Below are 26,131 nucleotides of genomic sequence, written 5' to 3'. Positions count from 1 at the left end.
TTTATTAAATATTTATATTATCATCCAATATCTTTCTCGAGAACTAAGAAATGGATGTTAATAGCAATTAGATAATCTCATCTAATGGTATATTTACCATCAGCCTATAAAATTCACTTCTATTATATAAATCTATATGATTTCCGATATCTTCTATTACTCCATTGTTAATAACTATAATTTTATCTACCTTTGCCAGTATATCTGGCTTATGGCTTATTATAATAATTGTTTTATCTTTATAACTCTCTTTAATTATATTATTTACTTGATATTCAGCTTCCATATCATAGTTAGCTGTGGCTTCATCCAATACTAATATCTTAGAATCTCTTATAAAAGCTCTAGCCATAGCTATTTTTTGTCTTTCACCACCAGATAATGTGCCTCCTCTTTGCCCTACAATACTTTCATATTTGTCAGGCATTTCTTCGATAAATCTATATGCTCCACTTTTTTTTACTGCTGAATTCATCTCAATATCTGTTTTCTTGGAGTTAAGCATAATATTTTCCCTTATGCTACTATTAAATAAATACACGTCTTGGCTTACCACGGATATTAATTTTCTATAGTCCTTTAATTTAAAAGAATTAATATCGTTACCATCCAAGAGTATGCTGCCAGAATCAGGAGTTAAGAATCTTAAAATCAGATTTATAACCGTTGTTTTACCTGAACCGTTACTTCCAATTATAGCAACCTTCTCCCCAGCATTTATTTTAAAGCTAATATTCTTTAATACACATTCCTTATCATTATACGAAAATTCAACATTTTTAAATTCAATGTTTCCTAAAACTTCGCTTGAATTTAATTTTTTTGATATATAATTTCTGCATATATCCTCAGTTTCTGTATTAATGAATTCAAAATATCTTTTTGCAGATGGCATTATGCCTGCAAAACTATAACCAATATTCATAATCGCAAATATAGGCCCAGTAACATAGGAACTGTATGCTATAAATGCAAATAACCGTCCAACAGTAAGACTATTGCCTATAATTAAATAGCCACCAATAACATATATTAATGATGTTATTGCTTGTGTAAATACTGTTTCAGAAATTTCATTTGCCTTTGCCAAATACGACATTCTTATATTCTGCTTTATTATCTCTTTTTGTTTTTTTATAAACTGACCTGTTTTTGATAATTCTAATCCCCAAATTTTTATTTCTTTTATTCCACCAATGGTGTCCCCATACCAGCCTGAGAAATCCTCATAACTGTTTATAAACCTTTCGAATAAGTTCCTTCTTTTTTTAGCAAGGTATTTCACGATTAAATACCTTAATGGGGTTGCTATTAGCACCAAAATACTTAGTCTCCAGTCAATAGTAATAAGTCCTATAATTCCAACTATAATCCTAAAAATACTTGTTACAATATAAAATGTACTTTGATCTACTATTTGGGATATATTTCCAATATCTATTTTTAAATTATTCATTATCTCAGCATAGTTTGTGCTCAAAAAGAAACTCATTTTCATTTTTAAAGTATGTGTAAAAGCTTGCTCCTCAAGATTATATGATAATAAATTTTCTATGTAAGAACGATATTTAGTTTCAATTATTCCTAACCCCTGAATAATCATTATTAGAATTAAATTACAAATTGAATATGTTATAATTATCTTCAAATTCTTTGCAATTAATCCCTCATCCATTAACCGCTGATTAACAGTAGGTGTTAATATACTTAAACCAGCTGACATTGTTATGCAGATAATTACTAAAATTATTTTCAATTTAAATGGTTTAAATAATTTTAGAAGATTATTTAGGATTTGCATGTCCTCTTTCTTTCCATTCATAACACTTCTCCATAAAATATTATTTACTTAGTTGATTTGTGTACCAAATTTAGTACACAAATCAAACAAGCAGCTAAAACCAAAGGTGTATTGGATAATTCGTATCTATGAGTGCATATTATCATGTTATCCAATTATAATAAATACATTTTCATTGAATTGTGGACAATTATGCATAAACAGAATAATATTTCAATATATGTAATATTGTTCTGTTTATGCATTAATAATTACAATTTATGCAATTACTGTTGATATTTACTCTTTTCTGTATTATAAATTAGTAGTTAAATAACTTATGTTATATATATAAATCATTGATTTTAAGTGATCTTTAGTAAAAAGTTGCGAAATTTTATTATCAGCATTTAACTTAAATTCTGAATGTTTCAATGTATCCCAATTAATAAATTCTATAATTATATCGAATAATTTGATATAATTAACCACTTATTCAGTAACCTCCTTTGGTTTTATTGTTTTGTGGTAATTACATTAAATCAAAGGTTACTGACTATTTTCACGTATATATTTATGGTTACATATAAAGTTGTAACCATGTACAATTTATCAATGGAAATTTTAAATCAATGTTTAAACATTAATAACTAAGAGTATGAAAGGATTATTTTATTATGGACAATATAAAAAATATGTTTAATAAATTTTTAAATTTAAGTCTTAAGGTACTATTTTTACCTCCCATAATAGGAAGTATTATCTATTTATATTTAAAAAAAGATGATAATAATTTATTATTTTCAATTTTTTGTTTTATTATTTCAATTATGCTAATCGGAATAACATATTATTGTCTAAAAAATAATTATAAACACTTATCAATTATTACTATAATATTGATTTGCGCATTTGTTATAAGATTGTTATGGTTCTATAACATTGATAGTATTCCTATAAGCGACTTTAATAGAATGTTTATATGTGCAGAAGATTTTGCACATGGATCTACTTATATGTTTAGAGATTATAGCTATTTTGCTAGATTTCCACATATGAGCATGACAGTTATATATTTTTCTTTAATCATAAGAGTTTTTTCAAATCCATTAGTAGCTATAAGATTTATAAATGTTATTTTCTCTATGTTAAACATAATATTATTATTTTTTATATCAAAAGAGATTTTTAAAGACAAAACAAAAAGCATTTGGGTACTACTTTTAAGTTCAATTTACCCACCTATGATTACTTATAATAATGTTTATTGCTCAGAGAATCTGGCCATACCATTATTGTTACTAAGTGTATTAATGTTTTTTAAAGCAATTAATGGATATATTAAAAATAAACTTCTATTTTTTTTAATATCAGGCTTATATTTAAGTGCTATGCAGCTTTTTAGGCCCCTTGGGTATATAATGATTGTTGCTTATACAATGTATATTTTTCTATATTTCAAAGAAAAAATTAAACTAAAAATAATTAAAAGCTTATTAATTATTTTAATGTTTATAATCCCTTATGTAATTGTAAGCTACACATTAATAGGCCTAAATATTACAGAGAATCCTCTTTGGAGTCCTATGGAGCCAATAAGTACATCAGTACTAAAAGGTACAAATATTTATTCAGGCGGAGGCTGGAATGAAGAAGATTTTAATTTAATAGATAAATATAGTGAAGATTATTCTAATTTAGATAAAGCGGCAAAAGAAGTCATAACTCAAAGATTAATTACAACACCTAAAATAGAATTATTATGTTTTTTTGTTTTTAAATATGCTAAACAATGGTGTATAGGAGACTTTGGTGGTGTTTATTGGTCACAATTAGGACTTAATGAAGCTTATAATAAAGAACATTATTTAGACATAATGGGCAAAAATGAAGGTAGAGATTTAATAAAGCTAAGTAATGATATGCAAATTTATACACAGCTATTTTATATTACAATTTTAATACTTACTTATATTGGCCTATATAAGAACAAAAAAAATGTGAATTATAAAATTGATTTCTTTTATATTATGTTTTGTGGTCTTGCCATTCAATGTTTACTCACAGAAGCTCAAGACAGATATAGCTATCCTTTTTCATGGATTTTTATAATATTAGCAATTACAGCCTTTAATAACAATACTGTAAACAGTAATGGAGGAAAAAATGAATAATTTTAAATATAGTATAAAATTATTGCGCCCTAAGCAATGGGTTAAGAACTTATTTGTCTTTGGTCCAATAATTTTTTCGAACAATTTAATGAATCTTGAATTATTAAAAAGAAATTTTATTACATTTATATCTTTTTGCTGCATATCATCCGCTATTTATATACTTAATGATATTGTGGATAGAGAAAGCGATAAAAAACATCCTATTAAATGCAACAGACCTATTGCAAGTGGTAAAATCAGTCTACTTCAAGCTTCAATAGTAGGAATCCTGTTATGTTTAATATCATTAAGTTTAGCAATTATTCAAGATAAATTTATATTTATTATAATATGTTTATATGTAATAAATAATCTAGCTTACTCTTTTAAGCTTAAGAATATTTTCTTAATTGATATATTATCAATATCACTAGGATTTATTTTAAGAGTACTATCAGGTGGAATTTCAACGACAGTTCAAGTTTCCAGATGGATAATTCTATGTACATTATTTTTATCCCTATTTCTAGGATTTGGTAAAAGGCGAAATGAAATAATTGTTTTGGGTGAAAATGCTAGCTCCCATAGACAAAATTTATCTCAATATACTGAAAATTTACTGGATAAATTTATAACTATAACATTGACATGTACTATTATGTCCTATTCTATCTATTGTATATTAGGTTCATATAATGATAACTTTATATGGACAAGTATTTTTATCATTTTTGGAGTTTTAAGATATTACTACTTAATGTATTCCAAAGAAGTAGGTGGAAATCCGGCTGAAATAGTATTAAAAGATAAGCAACTTTTTAATTGTATATTATTATGGGGATTCACTTGTATTGCCATTTTAAGCATATAGGAGGTATTAGAATTAATGAAAATTCCTTTTGCAATTTTTGATGTTGATCATACCCTTATAAATGGGGATTCTATGTTTTTAATGTTGTTTTTTGCTATTAGCAAAAAAGTAAGACTCATATTCTATACCCCTATGATTTTTCTAAAAATATTATTGTGTCTTTTTAAAATTATAGATATAAAAAATGTTAAAGAATCCATATATGCACCTATAAAATATTTAAATGAAAAACAATTAGAAGAGTTTTATGATAAGGTACTATTAAAAAAAATTAATGAAAAAGTTATGAGCAAATTAAACTTTCATAAGGATCAGGGATGCCATATTCTACTAGTTTCAGCTTCTCCAGAAATGTATTTACACTATTTTTTAAAAAATAGTTCTATTGATACTATAATAGGAACTAAGCTTAAGATGTTGGATGGGAAATGTACTAATAAGATTCATGGCAAAAATTGCAAGGGTATTGAAAAGGTTCATCGGATAAAACAATATTTAAATGAAAATAATTTAGAAATTGATTTCGACAATTCATTTGCTTATTCAGATTCTTTGTCAGATAAGCCTATGCTATCTTTGGTTAAGAATAGGTATAAGGTTAACAAGAACGGATTAGAAATTGAGGAGTTCATATGAAAATTAGAATTGGTATTATGTTCATATTAATATCAGCGTTTTTAACTGCTACAGGTCAGTTATTATGGAAAATAGGCATAAATAATATTAAGTTTTTACCTCTAGGCTTTTTATTTTATGGATTTGGTTCGATCTTTATGATTAAGTCCTTTGAAAAAGAAAAGCTTGTAGTAGTATATCCTATTATGTGCATATCATATGTGATATCTATGTTCTACGGCAATCTTTTTCTAAATGAAACCATAACACCTAACAAAGTTTTAGCAGTTATTTTAATAATTTTAGGAGTGTCTTTTAATAGTTATGATAAATAGTATAAAATTTTTACTTATAATAAGCATGACATTGTGTGGAGCTTTAGGAGGGACATTTTTTAAAAAATCATCTTCAAAAAGTAACAAAATAAATGGTTATTTAATTCTTGGGATGTGTCTTTATGGAATGGGCTCAATATTAAACATAATACTTTTAAAGTATATTCAGTTAACAATTCTCCTTCCTTGTAATGCTATTACATATATTTGGACAGCTTTAATAGCTAAATATATATTTAATGAAAATATAATTTACTGGGAATATCATTTATTGGATTAGGGTTATGCTTTTTATATATCAATTGAATTTTTACAATATGTATTTTTAACAACACCTTTATAGAAGTAACTTATACATAAATAAAAGGAGTGAGAGAACATATGAAAAGAACTATAAAATTCTATGTTTTTTGTTTTTTAGGAATATTTCTATCTATATTTATAATTTATGCTATAATTAACCTCAGAAAAAATATAATTATAATAAACAAAACCATATACTCAAGTTCATTTCCAAAGAGTAATTTTAAAAGCACATATAATTCTAAGATTAACTTCTCAGATACACCTGTGGCAGAAATTAATGGAGTAAACTTAAATATTTTAAGCGAAACTAACATTGCTAATGTTCCTATGCTACTTAAATCCCAACGATACTATATACCACTTAGTTTTATTTGTGATAAACTTAGCTATACCCTTTATGTTTCAGTTAACGAAATTTTATTATACGGCAATAATAATAAAATTTCGTTAACTAAAGATTGTTATTATAAAAATTCTAATTCAGGTTCTCTTCGTGGTAATTTAATAAAATATAATGGCACTTATTATATTTCAATATCAGATATAGAACAACTATTTGATTTAGTTGCAGTATTTGACTTTAAAAATAATAGTATTAGCTTAATTAATAGTAATGTCAAAGCTCCAGAAGAACCTTACATATTATACAGTGATAAGATTGCCTTAATGAGATGGGAAGACTTTGCTTGTGGTGGTTCAAATTTTACTGACACAAATCAAACAAAAATAAAATGTATGGCTGATCTTTTATATTCTAAAGGAGTAAAATTTCATGTTAGTTGGATTCCTAGATTTAAATCTCCTGAAGATAATATTGATAATGATTTATTAAAAAATAATAATATAGTAAATGTAGGCTTTGTTAATCTTTTAGATTATTTAATTAATAGAGGCGCTAAAATAGGACTTCATGGTTATACCCATCAACATGGTAATGAAGAAAGTGGTACTGGTGAAGAAATGTCTAAGGATGTAAATAATACAATTCCTGAAACTCGAAGCATTGTTGAAAACGGGATTGATACTGCAAGTGCTTTAAACATTCCTATATCATATTTCGAAAGTCCTCATTATCAAAAAACCCAACTTCAACGAAAGGTTATTGAGGATTATTTTCAGTATATATATGAATCTTTTGATGGATCACAAAGCAACATATATAAATCTGATGACTATCACTTATTTGTACCAACCCCTTTAGGATATGTGCATGATTCAAATCCTTCATCTATAATTGATGGACTCAATAATTATAACCCTTATATACTTCATAGCTTTTACTATCATCCATTTGTTGAATTAAAATATATAAATTTTGATACTACTAATAATAAGCTAAATGTGACCTATGATGAAAACTCACCATTGCAGCAAATAGTTAGAACACTTAAAACTGATAAATATACAATGGTTCATATCGATGAACTTATAAATAAATGATTGAATAATACAAATATTATGACTGTACTATTCAATTACATACATGCGAGGTTAAAATGATAAATTCAGTAGCAACGTTTTTAACAGAATACTTAGGTAAAAATAATAATTCTTTAACCGAAAAGGATCTTCTAAAAATTCAATATTCACTACAAGTAATTCTAGGGGATTTAAGTAAGTCAGTAATAATATTATCAATCTTCTTATCTCTAAAGCAATTACCTTTCTTTTTCTTGATTTTTGTTATTCTAAACTCAACAAGAATTTTTATGGGAGGTATTCATTGCAAAACATTTAATTCGTGCTTAATTTGCAGTATAATATATTTCTTAATAATATTATTATTCAGCATATTATCGCCTAAATTAAATATATATTTTTACATTATATTTTTTATAATATCATTCATTATAACTTCAGTTTATGCTCCTTGTCGTAATGAAAAAAGACCCGTAAAAAATAAAAAGATATTAAAAATACTTTCTTTAATATCTCTTACTTTCTGGTGCATATTATTTTTTAAACTTAGAGACACACAAGTATGTAATTGTATCTTTCTAAGTTTATTGTTAGAAGTTATTCAAGTGATAATAATTAATCTTAAAGGAGGTGTTTATAATGCAAAAATCACTAAACATTTTTTCAGCCTTACTAATTAAATTCTTTAATTTAGTATCAAACACAAGCTGTGCAGGCTACATAGGTGAACCAGATTATCCTGAAGAATTATTAAAATAAATATTTAAAATAATTTCTTTTGATTCCACTTTAACTTCCAGGCACCCTTTATGTGACGTAATTATTTGTTCTACATTATAAAGTCCATAACCTCGTGTGCCTGTATTTTTAGTGGAATAACCTCTGGTAAGCATATCATTTATATTAACATTATTCGCGTTTGAAAGATTATTTTTAACTATTAGATAATGTGTTTCCCCTTCTTTTAGGATCTTAATTTCAATATTCTTTTTGATGCAGTCATCTTTCATTACTTCCTCAAAAGCATTATTCAACAAATTATTTAATAAATTTGATATTTCATTATAACTTAAAATATTATCTAAAACATTGTTTTCAATTTCATATTGAAAATTGATATTATTCTTCTTAGCCTTACACATATTTCTATATACTATAGACCTAATAATTACATTATCAATATATACAAGTTCATTTATCTTATCATCATATATATCTTCATCTTTAATATAATTCCTAATCGCCTGTCCTATCTTATCCTCATCTACAATTTCAACGATTCCTCGTATTGTATTCTTATAATTAACAAAATCGTGTTGTCGTTGCTTTATCTCTTGAACAATTTCATTAATTACTTCATTATATTCCCTTGATATTTTCAATTTTTCATTTTCTTTCATCCCCCTAATTATATAATTATATATTAGTATTTGAGAACTAACTAATATACTAACTATCAAAGCTGTAATTGGTAAATTGTTTGAGATTAGTGTATCATCATAAATCAAAATAATTTTAAAAATTATAACATCTATACTAAATGTTAAAATCAGGTACATGGAAATATCATTATTTATTTTCTCAAAATTAATCTTATTGTTAGAATTTAGTTTTGAAAAAATAGCTATACTCACAAGTGTTATTAACTCCAAGATAATTCCTTTAATAAACTCACCATAAATAATTCTATATACAATTGTAGAAATCACCAATTGAAAACTCATTTCTGTAAATAATACCAAAAAAAACTGCAATACAATATCTTTTAATTCTCTTTTATATATAATTTTAATTGTTATAGTCATTAATATATATGAAATAACAAAGTTCAATTTAAAGTATTCTACAGTCGTGACTGAGCTTGAACAAATAATTACCGTAAATAAAAACCTATGCCAGCTACTATTCCTTTTATTTAATACCACCCATAAATAAATTATATTCATAGCATCTAAACTATTTACAATAAAATTACTTAACATAATATCTACCTACTTGCTTAAACTCTGATATTATATTATTCTTAAATTTATACCCTAACAATGCTGTTTTAGAATGCTTACTAAAGTATATCGTACTTAATCTGGAGTCTAACCTTTCTACTTTAAATATGTAATTTTTATTTACGGCAAAAGATTTATGACTTTGAACTATATGTTCACAATCAATTAACCCTAATATTTTTTTTAAGCTTATGTTTGAATATGTATAAACTTGGCTAATAGTATTTACTTCACAGTCTCTTCCCTTAACTTCTATAAATAAGATATCATGTATCTTTACTCTTATGAATACCCCTGTTCTTATTCTTATAACAAGTTCCCTACTTAAATCACCAATTTCATTGCTTAAATTATTAATATCTTTACCAATAAGCTTATTCAGCATACTTTGTACATCATCTTTGCTATAAGGTTTTAATATATAATCATAGCAATGAGTCTGCTTAAATGCTTGCAACATGTACTCCACATGCGTTGTTAAAAAAACAATCTCTCTAAATTCATATTTAGGAATTCCTCTAATATCCATTGCAAGATCTAATCCTGAAGATTCTTTTAAACCAATATCTATGAAAAACATGTTAATATCACTATTTTTAATTATTTCTAAAGCGACGCTTTCACTATCAGCTTCATAAATCTTTATAGACTCATCTATGGAATTAATCATTGTTTTTAAAATTCCTCTCTGCGTGGAATCATCTTCGACTAAAATAACTGAATACAAATGTAGCACTCTCCCTAATCCTTACGTCTTTTAAAAATGTATTACTTTTCTTTACTTGGCTTTCATTCCGTATAATAATCTTACAATATTTTTAAATATTGTACAAATTATTCATTTCCAAGTTATTATATAGTATTTTATCGTTAAATATATAAATCATTCGCATCGTTGTATATTGAAGATTAGGTTTCATGTAATTTATATGTTAATTCTTATAGCTTTTATAGAAATTCATTATGGTTTATTTATCATAATAAGTAAACTGCAATGTGAATTGTATATTATAATCAACATTGCAGTTACTTAAATATATACTTTTATATACTAAATGAATAAACTTACCTTAGAAATCCTGATAGATCAAACTCTCAATTAAAAGAAATGTAGGGACCCAGTTTCTATATACATTATACTTATATTATTTAACTAACATAATTATCATAGAAATTTAGGATACACTAATATACATATATAAGTTACTTAATCCATAGTATCTTTTTTAGTGATTATATTAATCATATGATTTTATGTACATCTCTTTAATTTCACTCATTAAAGGATATCTTGGATTTGCACCTGTGCATTGATCATCAAACGCCTGTTCAACCATTTCATCCATTGAAGCATAGAACTTTTCTTCTGAAACTCCAAATTCCTTTATGCTCTTTGGTATTCCAACTTTGGCCTTTAAATCATCTATTGCTTTAATTAATAATTCAACCTTTTCTTCTTCTGTATTTCCTCCTAGATTTAAATAATCAGCTATTCTAGCATATCTCCATCCTGCATTTGGGTATTTATATTGTGGGAAAGCCGCTTGCTTTCTAGGCGCATCTGTTGCATTAAACCTAATCGCTTCATCTATTAATAATGCATTTGCAATTCCATGAGGTACATGGTGGAATGCTCCTAACTTATGAGCCATTGAGTGGCATATTCCTAAAAATGCATTGGCAAAAGCCATCCCTGCTACAGAAGACGCATGGGCCATCTTTTCTCTAGCTTTAATATTTGTAGTTCCTCCATTATATGCATCTGGTAAATATTTAAATGTTAATCTTATTGCTTCTAAAGCTAATCCATTTGTATACTCAGATGCTAACACTGAAACATACGCCTCAATTGCATGAACTAAAGCATCTATACCAGAGGCTGCTGTTAATCCTTTAGGCATGCTCATCATAAGTTCTGCATCTATTATAGCCATATTAGGAGTCAATGCATAATCTGCAAGTGGATACTTAACTCCTGTTTGTTGATCTGTTATAACTGCAAATGGAGTTACTTCTGATCCAGTTCCTGCTGATGTTGGAATTGCAACTAAAATTGCCTTTTCTCCCATTGGAGGGAACTCATATACTCTCTTTCTAATATCCATAAATCTCATTGCTAAGTCTTCAAATCTAACATCTGGATGCTCATACATTACCCACATAATTTTAGCTGCATCCATAGGCGATCCTCCACCTATAGCTATAATAACATCTGGATTAAAGTCTCTCATTGCATCTGCACCTAAATTTGCAGCCTTTAATGTTGGATCAGGTTCTACATCTGAAAATATCTTGTATTCTATATGATTTTCACTTAAAATATCTGTAATCTTATGCGTATAACCCAAATCAAATAATACTCTATCTGTTACTATGAATGCCCTTTTCTTCTTCATTGCGTTTAATTCTTCTAAAGCAATTGGAAGACATCCAAATTTAAAGTAGATTTTGTCTGGAACTCTGAACCAAAGAATATTTTCTCTCCTCTCAGCAATTCTTTTAACATTAATTAAATGCTTAGGGCCTACATTTTCCGATATTGAATTTCCCCCCCAAGATCCACAGCCAAGAGTCAATGATGGTGCTAACTTAAAGTTATATATATCCCCGATTGCACCCTGAGGTGCAGGCATATTTATTAAAGTTCTAGCGGTCTTCATGGCTACTCCGAACTTCTCTATTCTGTCTACTGATTCCATTTGATTTGTATAAAGTATTGATGTATGACCAAATCCGCCTAATTCTATCATTCTGGAAGCTAATCTTAGCGCATCATCAAAAGTTTTAGCTTTATACATACCTAATATTGGTGACAATTTTTCATGTGAAAATGGTTCTTCTAATTCAGGTGATTCAACTTCACCTATTAATACTTTAGCAGCTTCTGATATCTCTACTCCAGCCATTTTTGCAATCTTGTAAGCTGACTGACCAACAATCTCTGAATTTAAAGATCCCTTTGAATCTAATATTATACTTCTGACCTTATCAATTTCTTCACCTCTAAGTATATAAGCTCCTCTTTCATCTAATTCCTTTAGAACCTCATCATATACTGATTCCATAGCTATTATGCTCTGTTCTGATGCACAAACTACCCCGTTATCAAAAGTCTTAGAAAGCAAAATCGAGTTTACAACCATTTTTATATGAGCTGTATCATCAATTATAGCTGGAGTATTTCCTGCTCCAACTCCAATAGCTGGTTTTCCTGATGAATACGCAGCTCTAACCATTCCAGGACCACCTGTAGCTAGTATAATATCAGATTCTGCCATAACGTTTCTGGATAATTCTATTGATGGCTCATCTATCCATCCAATTATTCCTTTTGGTGCACCAGCTCTTTCTGCTGCTTCTAGAACTATTTTTGCGGCTGCTATTGTTGAATTCTTTGCCCTAGGATGTGGACTTATAATTATTCCGTTCCTTGTCTTTAATGCAATTAATGTTTTAAATATTGCTGTTGATGTTGGGTTTGTTGTTGGCACAATTGCAGCTATTACCCCTATAGGTTCAGCAATATGAGTTATTCCAAACATTTCATCTCTCTCTATAACTCCGCAAGTCTTTGTATCTTTGTATTGGTTATATATGTACTCAGCTGCAAAGTGATTCTTTATTACCTTATCCTCTACTATTCCCATGCCGCTCTCTTCTACTGCCATTTTAGCAAGAGTAATTCTCGCATCATTCGCTGCCATGGCTGCCTGCCTAAATATTTCATCTACATCTTCTTGGGAAAACTTTGCAAATTCTCTTTGAGCTTCTCTTATTTGCTCCATTCTTTTTGTCAATTCTTCTGGATTTGTAACTCTCATTTTCTACCTCCAAAATTATCTTCTAAATTTTTATACTCAAGTTACTTTTGTATAGTAGTTGTACTTACTATAAACAAACTGTGTATAGTTTATCCTGAAAATAATATTTAATTTATCCCATATCAAAATAATTGCTAAGGTATCTAATAAAAATATAAATTATATATTCATTTGCAATGAGAACAAAGTACATATCATGCTGTTATTTTCTAAAAATCGTAAAACAATAGACATGATAGAATAGATTATTCTTTTTCCTATTCTACATGTCTCTAACAAAGCTTCTTTTATATTGATATTAATGTATTGTAGATATTAAATTTAATCCTATGACTCCTATTATTATGAGTCCTATAAAAACTATCTTCTGCAGATTAATCGATTCCTAAAAAAAACATTGCCCTAATAATAGTCCGTTATGGTGAATGTCATATTTTACACAAACTACTATGTTGTTATGTTGTTAGATTCTATAGTATACTAATATCAGTTAGCTATTAATTTCTTTTAACTTAGGAGGAACTATGAATAAAATTATTGAAAAAGCTAAAATTACACATGACTTAAATAAAGATGAAATACTTGAATTACTACAAAACGATGATATAAATGAAGAACTATTTAAAGCTGCTGATGAAGTACGTCAAAAATACTTAGGAGATTATGTTCATTTAAGAGGGCTCATAGAATTCACAAATATTTGCAAAAGAAATTGCCTTTATTGTGGTTTACGCAGAGACAATAAAAATCTTGAAAGATATAGATTAACTGAAGAAGAAATTCTAGACTTTGCTAAAAAGGCTGTTAGTTATGGCTATAAAACACTTGTGCTTCAAGGTGGAGAAGATGATTATTTTACTAAAGAAAGAATGACAAACATAGTAAAAGAGATAAAGAAATTAAACGTCGCTTTAACCTTAAGCTTAGGTGAAAAAACTTATGAGGAATATAAAGCATTTAAAGAAGCTGGAGCTGATAGATATTTAATAAGAATTGAAACTACTGATAAGAAACTTTATGAAGATATGGATCCTAACATGAGTTTCGAGGAAAGATTGAATTGTTTAAAGAATTTAAGAGACTTAGGATATGAAGTTGGAAGTGGCATTCTTGTTGGTCTACCAAATCAAACATTAGAATCTATCGCTAGTGATATACTTTTCTTTAAAGAAATTAATGCAGATATGATTGGTATAGGTCCATTTATACCAAATGAAGATACACCTTTAAAGGATGCTCAAGGTGGAAATCTTACTTTAGCATTAAAGGTCATGGCTTTAACTAGATTAATACTTCCTGATATAAATATTCCTGCAACAACTGCAATGGAATCTTTAACTCCAAACGGAAGAATAGTTGCACTTCAAAGCGGTGCTAATGTTGTAATGCCTAACGTTACTGAAGGTGAATATAGAAAGCTTTATGCATTATATCCAGGTAAAATATGTACAGGCGATACACCTGCACACTGCAGAGGATGCATAACTGGTAAGGTAACTGGAATAGGCAGAATAATTTCAGATGGTTATGGATTTAGAGGAAATCAAAACACTAGTGCCTATAATAATTAAAAAATATTAGTAATAATAAGTTAAATCATAGTATTAAGTAAAATATACCATACAGGATAGATAATATAATCCTATATGGTATATTTTTATGAATTGCTATGATTTAATTTCTATATATATGTCTTTTATTTAAATTTGTTCTATAATTTATTACTATCTATTTTAAGTCCATAAGTTAAAGTTAATCTTAAGATGTCAATCAGCTTTCGATTTAATGACCTATCTAATTAAAATTATTATCTACTTCTTACTTCCCGAATCCCAATTTTTATAATAAACAAAATCCTTATCAAATAGTTTTAGAGGAATTTTAAATTCAGGGATTCCAAATACATATGGCGCTATATCATACAGCTGGTAGTATATTACTAGGTTATCGTCTCTTATATAAAAACTTTGATTTTCACTAATGCCCTTAAATACATTACCTGAATCAAAATAATTTTCTGGATTCTCTTTTATTTGATTTTCTATTTCTTTATTTATTATGTCAGAATAATTATATCCTTCACTGAATAATTCCTTTAAAGTTAGCAGCGCTTCTTTCTTCTTATCTATTGTATATGAAGTCCTTGTTGTCATACCATGAGCTCCACCAAGAAACTCATAATAGTCATTATATAGGCTAAGAATTTGATTATTATCTTCTGAGGTTGTATATCTTGAATAAATTTCATATGGAAATCTTGGGGTTTCTTGTCCCTTTTCTCCGAAGTATTCTTTCGCTGTTTTTTCAGACTCCTCAGCTCTTGGCAAAATATCTTGATTAATTACATTATTTATCAAATTTATTCTTTTTTCATCATTTTCACCTACTAATTGAGGCATATTTATGTCTAATTTTAAGTAATTTAGATTTTTAGTTATAGATTTATCCACAATTTTAATTTTGCTTTCACTTTGCATTTTATTAGTTATAAACATTTCCTGTGGACAAGCAGTGGATAACATTGAACTTACTATTAATAGCCCTGTTATATTAGCTATAATACCCATTTTAGCGCCTCCCTGATTTATGCATTTTGCGACATAATATATTTTATATCCACAAAACCAACATGTAAAATTATGTATGTTAACAGCTTTATAACATTTTATCCACAAGCGAATGTGGATAATGTTAGTAAGTTGTACTATTTTTATATTATGCTACTTTTTTCAATAAGTTATTCCGCTCAAACTATATAAAAATAAATTTTTTATATAATATCTTGCACTAATAAATTTACATTTAAACCCCTGGTAATCTAAGGACTCAATTAAGGCTGAGATTTAGAATTTTAATTAGAATATATATCACAAATGACTTATATTAGGTCTTGTAGTTTTTCTTTAAGTTTAGGGTATAATTATAAAAGAAAATTATATTTGTTTTAATTACAAGGAGGTGAATAATAACAACATGTTAAAAGGAACTTTACCACCAAGAAACATTTCTTACAAAAGATTTTTCAAAAATAAAACTTCCTTAAGTATTTTGATATTTAGCTTATTGTTTGTAATGTTTTCTATTTACCTAATACTACATAATATATCTTATAAAAATTCTATAGCTTCTAATCATAGTTCTGATAATACAAGTATTGATGAAAATCATGTTGAATCTAAAAATGGATTAGAAAAGGATCCTTCCAACATAGAACAAAACACAATTCAAAACGAAAGATCCTTTAATGGCTCAAACTTAATTACTGACAATAGAGGAGTTCCCGTATTATATTACCATTCCGTGAGAGAAACAGCTGAAAATGAGGTTACAATAACTCCAGAAAATCTTCGGATGCAGCTTGAGTACATAAAAAATCAGGGTTATATAACATTAACTTTAGATGAACTAAAAAACTACTTATTAAACAATTCTCCAATTCCTGAGAAGAGCATAGTTATTACTTTTGATGATGGCTATATGGATAATTACTACAATGCTTTTCCAATTTTGAAAAATCTAAATATGGTAGCAACAATATTTTGTATAACATCAGATCTAGATGGTTCCTATTATTTATCAAAAGAGGCTATAAAAGAAATGTCTGATTACGGAATAGATATAGAAAGCCATACTGTTAGCCATCCCAAACTTAATCAACTTCCATATGATAAGCAATTAAATGAATTGAAGGAATCAAAAGAAACTTTGGAATCAATAACAGGAAAAAAAATTGAAGCTATTGCCTATCCATTCGGAGATTTTAATGATGATAGTGTTACCGCAGCTAAAAATTCAGGTTATACGTTAGCATTTACTACTAAGAGAGGACTCTCAGATAGAGATGATAATATTCTTAAACTTGATAGAATTTATATTAGCTCAAAATATGATATGAATACTTTTAAGGAAGTTTTAGCACAAACTAAAAAATAACTCTTAAATAAAGAGTTATTTTTTTTCTTCCTTGCTATCTTCAGTTGAGTATTTAGGTAGTTTTTGTTGATTTCCTGCATTATTTATAGCTATAGGTATATTATGTTCGTATATAAATTTATTTGTTTTAGTAAGCTCTCCATATTTTAAAGCTTGTCCATTAATTGTTATTAATGTTTTCCTACTTAAATCTAACATTTCATTATCCAATGCGTATTCAAATATCTCCGATATAGCATCATCAACATCCTTGTTCAAAACATCAATATTTCCTATAAGTTCTTTTCCTTTATCTGTAGGCGAATAGGCATATATAACTTTGTGAAACTTATTAATATGAATCTTTATATTAGAAGTTGTTTCTATAACTATTATGCTTTGTGTTGTCCTATATTCAATAGTTATACCACTACCAATCAATATTAAAATAAATAGTAATATTGATATATGTATTTTGTACCCCCTAATCCCTTTCTTTTCTTTTCCTTCACATACATCTCCAACCTTTGATCTATTAGAAGTCTTTATCTTTAAAAATTCTCCTTTTGAAGTTAATATATATGCTGAACTTTTAAAAGCTTTTATTACTATCCCTTTATATAGTTGTTGATTTTTACTTGAAATGCTTGCAACTTGATTATCTTCTTTTAATTTTATTCTTAGATAATCTTGAATAAATTTATAATTTGAATTAGTTATTATAATGCAATAAGCTATTATGTAGTCCCTAAGTTTATTTATAATCTCAGATTTTATCCTAGTTAACTTACTTATTTTAGCTATAGGTAAAGCTCTTTTTTCATTGATTATTCTTAGTAAATCCTCATCACTAGCTATATAATAAGCTATATTTAAAGCTATATTTCTGTCAGCTTCTTTAATCGGAAAGTTTACTAAATCTTTAAGTAAAACATTATATGAGCTTAATTCATTTATAAATAAAGATATCTGTTTTTTTCTAATATCCTCCGCAGTATCTCCTATTAAGAACATTGACGGCATGGATGAAAATACATATTTGTCTTTACTAAAGCCCAAATTCTCCATAAAATTAACACCTCTTTAAAATATTAACCCTTTGTATAAGTTCTTCATACTATGATATTATAGCATATAAAGCTGTTTATCTATAAAATTTTCTTTATCTAAATTTAATTTAAAAGCAATATTTTGGAGATTATTAATGAGAGGAAAAATTATATATGTAGATTTTGTAAAAAGACGTAGAATAACCTTTATACATTTTCATATAAATAGATTTATTTCTTGGTTTAACATTAAATTTTATATTAAAACCAAGACAAGTTCTTTAAATAACATGTCCACAAATAAGCGTAGACGTATTTTAAATTAGTATAATTATTTATATAAAAAGCCTCATAATATGTTAAAATAATAAAATAATAAAACACATAATGAGGTGATTATATGAGAATTGGATTAGGATATGATGTTCATAGATTAGTTGAAAATAGAAAATTAATTTTAGGGGGAGTAGAAATTCCATATGAGAAGGGGCTACTAGGTCATTCCGATGCGGATGTTCTTATCCACGCTATAATAGACTCTTTATTGGGCGCTTGTGCTCTTGGGGATATAGGAAAACATTTCCCTGATACAGACAATAGATTTAGTGGCATATCTAGTATCATACTTCTTGAAGAAACAGGTAAATTGCTTCTTAAGTCCGGCTATGCCATAAACAACATAGACGCTACAATAATAGCTCAAAAACCAAAAATGCTGCCTCATATTGAGAATATGAGAAAGAACATTTCAATTGCTCTGAATATAGATATTAATAAAATAAATATTAAGGCTACTACTGAAGAAGGCCTTGGCTTTACTGGTGAGATGCTTGGAATTTCTTCTCAAAGCATATCTTCTGTTGAAAGTATAAACTTTTAGAAATGCACTATCTATTCAAAGTTTATAGGGATTTATAATTAAAAAGGAGCTATAATTAGCAGATTGAACTCTGCTAATTATAGCTCCTTAGATTATTTATTAATCTGCTAAAATACTTCACTTAATTTCTTTAGTAGAATCTCTCTGAATACTTCCCCTTTATTAGGATCACTTATTGCATTTTTGCAGATATCTTCCCACTCATTAATAGACATTCCTATTCTATTTTCTAATTCTTCCTTTGTATTTGTTAATAACGAAGAGGAAATTACAAATTCTCCAAGCTCCTCTGGAGTCTTGAAAATTTTTATATATAAAAATTCTGTGTTATCCCCCATCCACTTCTTGTTAAACTCTACTGGGAATTTATCTAACCTAGCTTGAGCCTTTTCAGATGGAAGATGCCATAAACTACTTAAGAAATCATAGTCTCTCCTCATATTACTTGCAACTTCTTTGTCTATTTTCTTTAGTTTTTCTCCATCACGAATGATCTTATCAACAGTTAAATGTGGAATTCTAGTAATTAATTTTTCTTTTCCATATATCCACTTATAAAAAGCTTCCTGCAAGAACGAATACTGAAGATACCCAATCAAACACTTTCTATTAGGGAAATACCCCCATATATTGTTTATACCATTATTGTTTCCGAATATAAGGGTATGAAAATAAATACTTCTTTCTGTTGGTGGTTTCTGCATAAACATATGTCCTCTTATTGTCTTATTCTTGCTGATAACGTTTTCCCAATAATTAAATGAATTATAAACTTCCCACACTTTACTCACCTTCCCAACTAATATTTTATAAAATATATTATTAATAGTTATCTTTTGTTTTCTAATTATATTATAACTCATTTATCTCATAATTGTTTATTCTTGGATAAATTTGTTTAATATATACATATTAATATATTATCCCCATTTTATTATTTTATTACAAAATTTTAGACTTTTATTATAGATATTCAAATTGATATTTCTTATTTATTACTTTATAATATTAAATGTCAAGTTATTTACAGTTATCATATTATTATATTAAGAATTCTATTATTTTTTTAATTTAAATAAATTTTAATAATTAATATATTTTTATATAGGGTAGATTCTAAGGAGGATTAAAAATTGTCTTTATGTGAAATATGTAATGCCGAAGCTGATATACATCATATTGTTCACAGAAGTGAAGGTGGCTTTGATATAGAACTAAATTATAAATATTTATGTCCTTCCCATCATAGAGGAAAATATGGTCCCCACCAATCCAAAGAAGTTGATTATAGATATAAGTTAGATCTTCAAAATAAATTATATGATATGCTAAAAAAAGATTATTATTCTTTTAAGGAGCTAGCATTAGAATTAAATATACCAAGAAACACTCTTAAAAGAATTACAAGAAATTTAAAGCTTTATAAAGAAGGTTATAAAAAATCAGAAGTAATATTTAAAATAATGGGTGAAAAATTTTACTCTGAAGAAATGATTGTCAACTTAACTTTAGACAAATTAATTGAAGACAATTATTAACTTATTATGTTATATAATTAAATTTATCTTAGTAACCATGTGTAAATTAAAATAACAAATATCTAAAACAAATTTTTGTTTTAGATATTTGTTATTTTAATTTAATCTTTATATTCTTACTGGAGCGGAAAACGGGGCTCGAACCCGCAACGTCCACCTTGGGAAGGTGACACTCTACCATTGAGTCATTCCCGCTTATTGGTGCAGATGAAGGGAGTCGAACCCTTACACCAAAAGGCGCTAGATCCTAAGTCTAGTGCGTCTGCCAATTCCGCCACATCTGCATACCAATATTATACATCTATTAAATATATTAAATCAATATTAAATTTTATACATTTATTACAAATTTTTAGATATATTTATATAAGAAACTATGATATATTATATCTTCCTAAATCATCCTCCGAGCATTCTCCCTCATCTTTTTGCTTAATATATTCTTTAATTTCTGTTATCTTCGAACATCCCCATCCAAAATCTTTAGTTGATGTATCTACTTCCAACTTTTCCAGCGGAGATACACTTAAATCAACAAAGTGTTCTGCCAGTGATAAATCCAGATCACTTGTCTCATAATTACTAAATTCCAAATTAATTTCTTCCTCCGGTAATATTGATAATTCCTTTAATTCTTTTTCCAAATCAAGATCTAGATTTCTTTCATATTGATTAATATCTCTTGAGTCTTCAAACTTATTTAATAAATTCGTTTTTTCTAAACTCTTATTCTTAGTGTCTAACTCTCCGCCCCCACTAGAATATGATTTTTCTTCATATGGATTATTTGCTTTTGAATTTTGTTCAGATATGTCGGTATCTTTTGTCAAATCCTCTTCTTTGATTTTAAATTGATTAACTTTTTGCAGCAAATCATCTGCTCTATCTAGTAAAATATCAGAACTGCTGTTAACTTTCTCTGCAAGTCGTGCAAGCTGAACTGAGGAATTCGTTACTTGTTCCAAGGAATTCGATGTCTCTGTTATTTCTCCTGATAACTCATATACAGTTTCAACTATTAAATCTTTGCTGTGATTAATATTATTAAACACACTATCTATATTAGATACTTTAGGCGCTATTTCTTTAACTAGCAGTGCTATTTCTGAAAATGAACTTGATGCATTATAAATCATTTCCTTCTGCTCATGCAACTCACTCTCCATATTTTTAGACTCTTCTACAAGTTTATTTATTATATTTATAAGTCTATTTATTATCTTATAAATATTCTGTGCAGACTCCTTACTTTTGTCTGAAAGCTTTTTCACTTCTAATGCTATTACGCTAAACCCTCGTCCTGCATCACCTGCGCTAGCTGCTTCAATAGCTGCATTAAGTGCTAGAAGATTTATTTGTTCAGATATTCCATTGATAATATTCGTAATTCCATTAACATTTTTCATATCACCTTGTATATACTCTATGCTGATTAAAAACTTTTCGAAACTATCATTAACACTTATAATTCCACCGTTTAATTCTTCTATGTCTTTAGTCCCTTTTAAAGCTTTGTCATTTATTATTGCAATATCTTCATTAATTGAATGAACATTATTCTTAACTTCAGTTATATCTTCACCAAAGTTTTCAAGCTTAGTGCTTATCTGTACAAAGTCATGACTTTGTTTATTAGTATTATTAGAAACCTCTCCTATGGATGCTGATATTTCCTCTGTAAGAATTGATAGTTCTTCTGCAATTTGATTTAATGATACAGAACCTTCTCTAACTATATTTGAATCCTCTCTTACTGCCTCTATCATTTTCCCTACTGATTCTTTAGCTTGACTTACACTTAGGCATATTTCACTTATTTCATCATTACCTTTAGTATATTTACCATCAACTTTAGTATAAAAATCACCTTTAGCAATACTATCTACATAATATTTTGCCCCAAGTAACCTGTTTACAACTATAATTGTAAAGCCTATTATAATAGTTAATATTAGTAACGTCATAATAACAGTCACTATAATATCAATGAAAGCTAAACTGTTTAATGCACTTAGCAGGTCTTTTTCTTCTACTGTGATTCCTATGGCAAGACCTGTTTTCCCTATCGGGCTATATGATATATATCTTTCTTTACCCTCATAAGTATATTTTCCTGTTCCAGATTGGGTCCCAATTGTCATACTTTTTCCTATGTTATTTAGATCTTGTAAATTTTCTTTATCAGAGGTCATATTAGTTATATTTTTATTCTCATTTACTAAGCTCTCATCTTCTGAAACTATAAAATTACCATTACTATCTACAATTAATAAATTTCCAGTTTTCAAAAAATTAGTTTCTTTGTTTAAAGAAGCAAAATCTTTGCAATCTTTTATCGAGGTAATAATTCCTATAATACTATTTGAAGAATCCTTGATAGGTACTGAATATGATATGACTTTTTTCTTTATGATTGGATCTATATATGGATTGGTTATTGAATCTTCACCATTTATTGATTTCATGAAACTTTGTGTTGTCTTTATTGATTTCTTATTTCCTAAAGTATCTATTGAATTTCCATCTTTATCACTTATACTCATTTCTAATTGTCCAACTGTTTTCAATGCTGGTTTAAGTATTTGAATTTTTTCTTCTATTTGTACATTCTTATCCGTTATTATCGGATTGCTTGCAATTACTTCAAGGTTCCTAATCTCACTTTTTATTTGATCATCCGCTCGTGATGCAGCAGTTTTCGTCATCTCTTCCATTACATTTAAGTTACTCTCTTTTAATGACTTACTTGCAAATCTATATCCTATTCCCGACAAAGCTATAAATGCAATTAATAACATTGGTATTAGGAACATAATAATTTTAACTTTTATACTTTTAATACTTCTATTCATCTTTACCTCCTGAAAAAAATACTAAATACAACCTAATATACATAAATTTTATTTGATTTTAATAAATTCTAGGTTAAAGCCTTATTATAATTTTGTTAAAATATCCAATATATTCTGAGATTCTTAATATCTTTTGTATTTTTTTTGTTAATTAGTTGACATCTAAAAATCATGTGCTTATAATTAAGAATATTAATATAATAAATAAACACGTTGATGAGGACAGTAAGCTAAAATCTTATTTTTCAGAGAGAGAATATGTTGGTGCGATTATTCTTATATAAATTTAGACTGAAAACCACCTCTGAGTGGCCCTAATAAAGCCCGTAATTATCACGTTACGATAAATTTAAGTGACCTATTCAACTGATTTTTTAAAAAGGTTTTTAATGTTTATTTTATTTGACCTATTTTAATCAGTTTCTTCTAGGTAATTAGAGTGGAACCACGGATATTACTTCGTCTCTATTTTTAGAGATGAGGTTTTTTTGTTTGCAAAAATGTATGATTTTAGTAATAACTTTTCTTAACGATATTATTATTAAAATTTAACAAGTCACAAAATCAAAATTTTCTTAAATCTGAAAGGAGTTTTAAAATGATAAAAGTAACTTTAAAAGACGGATCAATTAAAGAACTAGAAGCTGGTTTATCTATTTATGAAATTGCGAAATCAATTAGTGAAGGTTTAGCTAGAAATGCTTGCTGCGGCATAGTTAATGGAAAGGTTGAAGACCTTAGAAAAGAAATAAATGAAGATGTTGAATTAAGCATATGCACATTTGATTCTCAAGAAGGTAAAGATGCTCTAAGACATAGCATATCTCACGTTTTAGCTTATGCCGTAAAAAGATTATTCCCTGAAACAAAGTTAGCTATAGGACCTTCAATTGCAACTGGCTTCTACTATGATTTCGATAGAGAAATTGCATTCACTGCTGCAGACTTAGAAAAACTTGAAGCAGAAATGCAAAAAATAATTAAGGAAAATCCAGAAATATCTAGATTTGAGCTTCCAAGAAATGAAGCTTTAGAATTAATGAAGGATGAACCTTACAAAGTTGAATTAATAAACGATCTTCCTGAAAATGAAATAATCTCATTCTATAAAATGGGTGATTTCACAGACTTATGTGCTGGTCCTCATCTTATGTCACTAAAATCAGTTAAAGCAATTAAACTTACTAGAAGTGCTGGTGCTTACTGGAAGGGTAATGAAAAAAATAAGATGCTTACAAGAATCTATGGTACTGCATTCTTAAAGAAAGCAGACTTAGATGCTTTCCTAGAAGCTTTAGAAGAAGCTAAAAAGAGAGATCACAATAAGCTTGGTAGAGAGTTAAAGTTGTTTACAACTGATGAAAATGTAGGTCAAGGGCTTCCATTATTAATGCCTAAAGGAGCAAAAATAGTTCAACTTCTTCAAAGATGGGTTGAAGATGAAGAAGAAAAAAGAGGTTATCTTTTAACTAAGACTCCTCTTATGGCTAAGAGTGATTTATATAAGATTTCTGGTCACTGGGATCACTATAAAGATGGTATGTTTGTATTAGGTGATGAGGAAAAAGATGATGAAGTATTTGCTTTAAGACCAATGACTTGCCCATTCCAATATACAGTTTATAATGCTGAACAACACAGCTATAGAGATCTTCCAATCAGATACGGCGAAACTTCTACTTTATTTAGAAATGAAGCTTCAGGCGAAATGCATGGTCTTATAAGAGTTAGACAATTCACTTTAGCTGATGGTCACTTAATTGTTACACCTGAACAATTGGAAGAAGAATTTAAAGGTGTACTTGAATTAATTCAATATTTAATGGGAACTTTAGGAATTGCTGAAAAGATAACTTATAGATTCTCTAAATGGGATCCAAATAATACCGAAAAATACATCAATGATCCTGATGCTTGGAATAAAACTCAAGATACAATGAGAAATATCCTAGATCATTTAAATATCAATTATGTTGAAGCTGATGATGAAGCTGCTTTCTATGGTCCAAAACTTGATTTACAATTTAGAAATGTTCATGGTAAAGAAGATACTTTATTCACAGTTCAAATTGACTTTGCTTTAGCTGAAAGATTTGATATGAGTTATGTAGATAAAGACGGAGAAAAGAAACGTCCTTATATAATCCATAGATCATCAATTGGATGTTATGAAAGAACTTTAGCTATGCTTATAGAAGAATACGCTGGTGCTTTCCCAACATGGTTATCTCCAGTTCAAACCAAAGTATTACCAATCTCTGATAAGTACAATGATTATGCTGAAGCAGTTACAAAAGCCTTAAAGAATAAAGGTATTAGAGTTGAAACTGATTATAGAGCTGAAAAGATTGGTTATAAGATTAGAGAAGCTAGACTTGAAAGAACTCCTTACATTTTAGTTGTTGGGGAAAAGGAAGCTGCTAATAATGAAGTATCTGTAAGAAGCAGAAAGAATGACGATGAAGGCGCTGTTAAATTAGATGCGTTTATCGAGAGAATCGTTAAAGAAATAGAAAATAAAGAATTATAAAATTTATATAAAAAATGAGGATGCCCTTGTAAATAAGGCATCCTCATTTTTTTAGTTTACACAA

22 protein-coding genes, 2 tRNA genes and 1 other annotated feature are annotated in these 26,131 nt (G+C 27.8%); of the genes, 13 read left to right on the top strand and 11 right to left on the bottom strand.

Annotated elements, in window-relative coordinates; all coding sequences use genetic code 11:
* Nucleotides 1–67 precede the first annotated feature (67 nt).
* Nucleotides 68–1,822 carry an ABC transporter ATP-binding protein gene (locus KEC93_RS01580; RefSeq protein WP_077869931.1) on the bottom strand — a complete coding sequence of 585 codons (1,755 nt, stop codon included), beginning with the start codon at nt 1,820–1,822 and terminating at the stop codon, nt 68–70.
* Between the two features lie 273 nt (nt 1,823–2,095).
* Nucleotides 2,096–2,272, bottom strand: a complete 177-nt coding sequence (locus tag KEC93_RS01575; protein ID WP_172462780.1) for a hypothetical protein — start codon at nt 2,270–2,272, stop codon at nt 2,096–2,098.
* Between the two features lie 482 nt (nt 2,273–2,754).
* On the opposite strand from KEC93_RS01575, the gene KEC93_RS01570 reads away from it, so the two are divergent.
* The 8 genes from KEC93_RS01570 to KEC93_RS01535 all read left to right on the top strand — a co-directional run bounded on the left by KEC93_RS01570 (nt 2,755) and on the right by KEC93_RS01535 (nt 8,241).
* Entirely contained in the window at nt 2,755–3,954 is a 1,200-nt protein-coding gene (locus KEC93_RS01570) for a glycosyltransferase family 39 protein (RefSeq protein WP_077870032.1), read from the top strand.
* Nucleotides 3,947–4,807, top strand: coding sequence for a decaprenyl-phosphate phosphoribosyltransferase (locus KEC93_RS01565; protein ID WP_077870027.1), 861 nt, complete (start codon nt 3,947–3,949; stop codon nt 4,805–4,807). Before KEC93_RS01570 ends, KEC93_RS01565 begins: the two co-directional genes overlap by 8 nt.
* A 15-nt stretch (nt 4,808–4,822) precedes the next feature.
* Nucleotides 4,823–5,443 (top strand): HAD-IB family hydrolase, encoded by a 621-nt coding sequence (locus tag KEC93_RS01560; protein WP_077870028.1) that lies wholly within the window; start codon nt 4,823–4,825, stop codon nt 5,441–5,443.
* Nucleotides 5,440–5,757 carry an EamA family transporter gene (locus tag KEC93_RS01555; RefSeq protein WP_077870029.1) on the top strand — a complete coding sequence of 106 codons (318 nt, stop codon included), beginning with the start codon at nt 5,440–5,442 and terminating at the stop codon, nt 5,755–5,757. Before KEC93_RS01560 ends, KEC93_RS01555 begins: the two co-directional genes overlap by 4 nt.
* Nucleotides 5,747–6,037 (top strand): hypothetical protein, encoded by a 291-nt coding sequence (locus KEC93_RS01550; RefSeq protein ID WP_077870030.1) that lies wholly within the window; start codon nt 5,747–5,749, stop codon nt 6,035–6,037. Before KEC93_RS01555 ends, KEC93_RS01550 begins: the two co-directional genes overlap by 11 nt.
* 101 nt (nt 6,038–6,138) lie before the next feature.
* Nucleotides 6,139–7,503, top strand: a complete 1,365-nt coding sequence (locus KEC93_RS01545; RefSeq protein WP_077870031.1) for a DUF2334 domain-containing protein — start codon at nt 6,139–6,141, stop codon at nt 7,501–7,503.
* Between the two features lie 56 nt (nt 7,504–7,559).
* Nucleotides 7,560–8,162, top strand: coding sequence for an accessory gene regulator B family protein (locus tag KEC93_RS01540; RefSeq protein WP_111944733.1), 603 nt, complete (start codon nt 7,560–7,562; stop codon nt 8,160–8,162).
* Complete coding sequence (locus tag KEC93_RS01535; RefSeq protein WP_077869878.1) at nt 8,122–8,241, top strand: cyclic lactone autoinducer peptide; 120 nt, start codon at nt 8,122–8,124, stop codon at nt 8,239–8,241. The genes KEC93_RS01540 and KEC93_RS01535 overlap by 41 nt, the downstream gene beginning before the upstream one ends.
* On the opposite strand, the gene KEC93_RS01530 is transcribed toward KEC93_RS01535, so the two are convergent.
* The 3 genes from KEC93_RS01530 to adhE form a co-directional block, all read right to left on the bottom strand.
* Nucleotides 8,217–9,464: a GHKL domain-containing protein gene (locus KEC93_RS01530; RefSeq protein ID WP_077869877.1), complete on the bottom strand. Its 1,248-nt coding sequence runs from the start codon at nt 9,462–9,464 to the stop codon at nt 8,217–8,219. The two genes, KEC93_RS01535 and KEC93_RS01530, sit on opposite strands and share 25 nt — an antisense overlap.
* Complete coding sequence (locus KEC93_RS01525; protein WP_077869876.1) at nt 9,454–10,212, bottom strand: LytR/AlgR family response regulator transcription factor; 759 nt, start codon at nt 10,210–10,212, stop codon at nt 9,454–9,456. Before KEC93_RS01525 ends, KEC93_RS01530 begins: the two co-directional genes overlap by 11 nt.
* Before the next feature lie 511 nt (nt 10,213–10,723).
* Complete coding sequence (adhE, locus tag KEC93_RS01520; RefSeq protein ID WP_077869875.1) at nt 10,724–13,306, bottom strand: bifunctional acetaldehyde-CoA/alcohol dehydrogenase; 2,583 nt, start codon at nt 13,304–13,306, stop codon at nt 10,724–10,726.
* A 524-nt stretch (nt 13,307–13,830) separates the two neighbouring features.
* On the opposite strand from adhE, the gene hydE reads away from it, so the two are divergent.
* Nucleotides 13,831–14,877, top strand: coding sequence for a [FeFe] hydrogenase H-cluster radical SAM maturase HydE (gene hydE, locus KEC93_RS01515; protein ID WP_017209748.1), 1,047 nt, complete (start codon nt 13,831–13,833; stop codon nt 14,875–14,877).
* A 240-nt stretch (nt 14,878–15,117) separates the two neighbouring features.
* On the opposite strand, the gene KEC93_RS01510 is transcribed toward hydE, so the two are convergent.
* Nucleotides 15,118–15,873, bottom strand: a complete 756-nt coding sequence (locus tag KEC93_RS01510) for a DUF3298 and DUF4163 domain-containing protein (RefSeq protein ID WP_077869874.1) — start codon at nt 15,871–15,873, stop codon at nt 15,118–15,120.
* Between the two features lie 406 nt (nt 15,874–16,279).
* Here KEC93_RS01510 and KEC93_RS01505 point away from each other — a divergent pair, with 406 nt between their 5' ends.
* Complete coding sequence (locus KEC93_RS01505) at nt 16,280–17,239, top strand: polysaccharide deacetylase family protein (protein WP_077303902.1); 960 nt, start codon at nt 16,280–16,282, stop codon at nt 17,237–17,239.
* A 15-nt stretch (nt 17,240–17,254) separates the two neighbouring features.
* Here the strand turns inward: KEC93_RS01505 and KEC93_RS01500 are convergent, their stop codons facing one another.
* A complete protein-coding gene (locus KEC93_RS01500) occupies nt 17,255–18,286 on the bottom strand; it encodes an anti-sigma factor domain-containing protein (protein ID WP_077869873.1) in 1,032 nt (343 codons plus the stop codon).
* Nucleotides 18,287–18,667: 381 nt separating this feature from the next.
* Here KEC93_RS01500 and ispF point away from each other — a divergent pair, with 381 nt between their 5' ends.
* Entirely contained in the window at nt 18,668–19,147 is a 480-nt protein-coding gene (gene ispF, locus KEC93_RS01495; RefSeq protein ID WP_077303896.1) for a 2-C-methyl-D-erythritol 2,4-cyclodiphosphate synthase, read from the top strand.
* 107 nt (nt 19,148–19,254) lie between these two features.
* On the opposite strand, the gene KEC93_RS01490 is transcribed toward ispF, so the two are convergent.
* Nucleotides 19,255–19,857 (bottom strand): hypothetical protein, encoded by a 603-nt coding sequence (locus KEC93_RS01490; RefSeq protein ID WP_373866465.1) that lies wholly within the window; start codon nt 19,855–19,857, stop codon nt 19,255–19,257.
* A gap of 423 nt (nt 19,858–20,280) precedes the next feature.
* Between KEC93_RS01490 and KEC93_RS01485 the strand changes: the two genes are divergently transcribed.
* Nucleotides 20,281–20,685 (top strand): HNH endonuclease, encoded by a 405-nt coding sequence (locus KEC93_RS01485; RefSeq protein ID WP_011967645.1) that lies wholly within the window; start codon nt 20,281–20,283, stop codon nt 20,683–20,685.
* Nucleotides 20,686–20,805: 120 nt separating this feature from the next.
* Here the strand turns inward: KEC93_RS01485 and KEC93_RS01480 are convergent.
* The 3 genes from KEC93_RS01480 to KEC93_RS01470 form a co-directional block, all read right to left on the bottom strand.
* Nucleotides 20,806–20,880 (bottom strand) — tRNA-Gly (locus tag KEC93_RS01480).
* 4 nt (nt 20,881–20,884) lie between these two features.
* Nucleotides 20,885–20,969 (bottom strand) — tRNA-Leu (locus tag KEC93_RS01475).
* Nucleotides 20,970–21,059: 90 nt separating this feature from the next.
* On the bottom strand, nt 21,060–23,537 hold the full coding sequence (locus KEC93_RS01470) for a methyl-accepting chemotaxis protein (RefSeq protein WP_077868912.1): 2,478 nt from the start codon (nt 23,535–23,537) through the stop codon (nt 21,060–21,062).
* Nucleotides 23,538–23,741: 204 nt separating this feature from the next.
* Nucleotides 23,742–24,007 (top strand) — a binding site (T-box leader).
* A gap of 128 nt (nt 24,008–24,135) precedes the next feature.
* Here KEC93_RS01470 and thrS point away from each other — a divergent pair.
* Nucleotides 24,136–26,067: a threonine--tRNA ligase gene (thrS, locus tag KEC93_RS01465; protein ID WP_023974746.1), complete on the top strand. Its 1,932-nt coding sequence runs from the start codon at nt 24,136–24,138 to the stop codon at nt 26,065–26,067.
* Nucleotides 26,068–26,131: the final 64 nt, after the last annotated feature.

This window comes from Clostridium beijerinckii (assembly GCF_018223745.1).
Taxonomy (GTDB): Bacteria; Bacillota; Clostridia; order Clostridiales; family Clostridiaceae; genus Clostridium; species Clostridium beijerinckii.
This window is presented reverse-complemented; position numbering and strand designations above follow the sequence as displayed.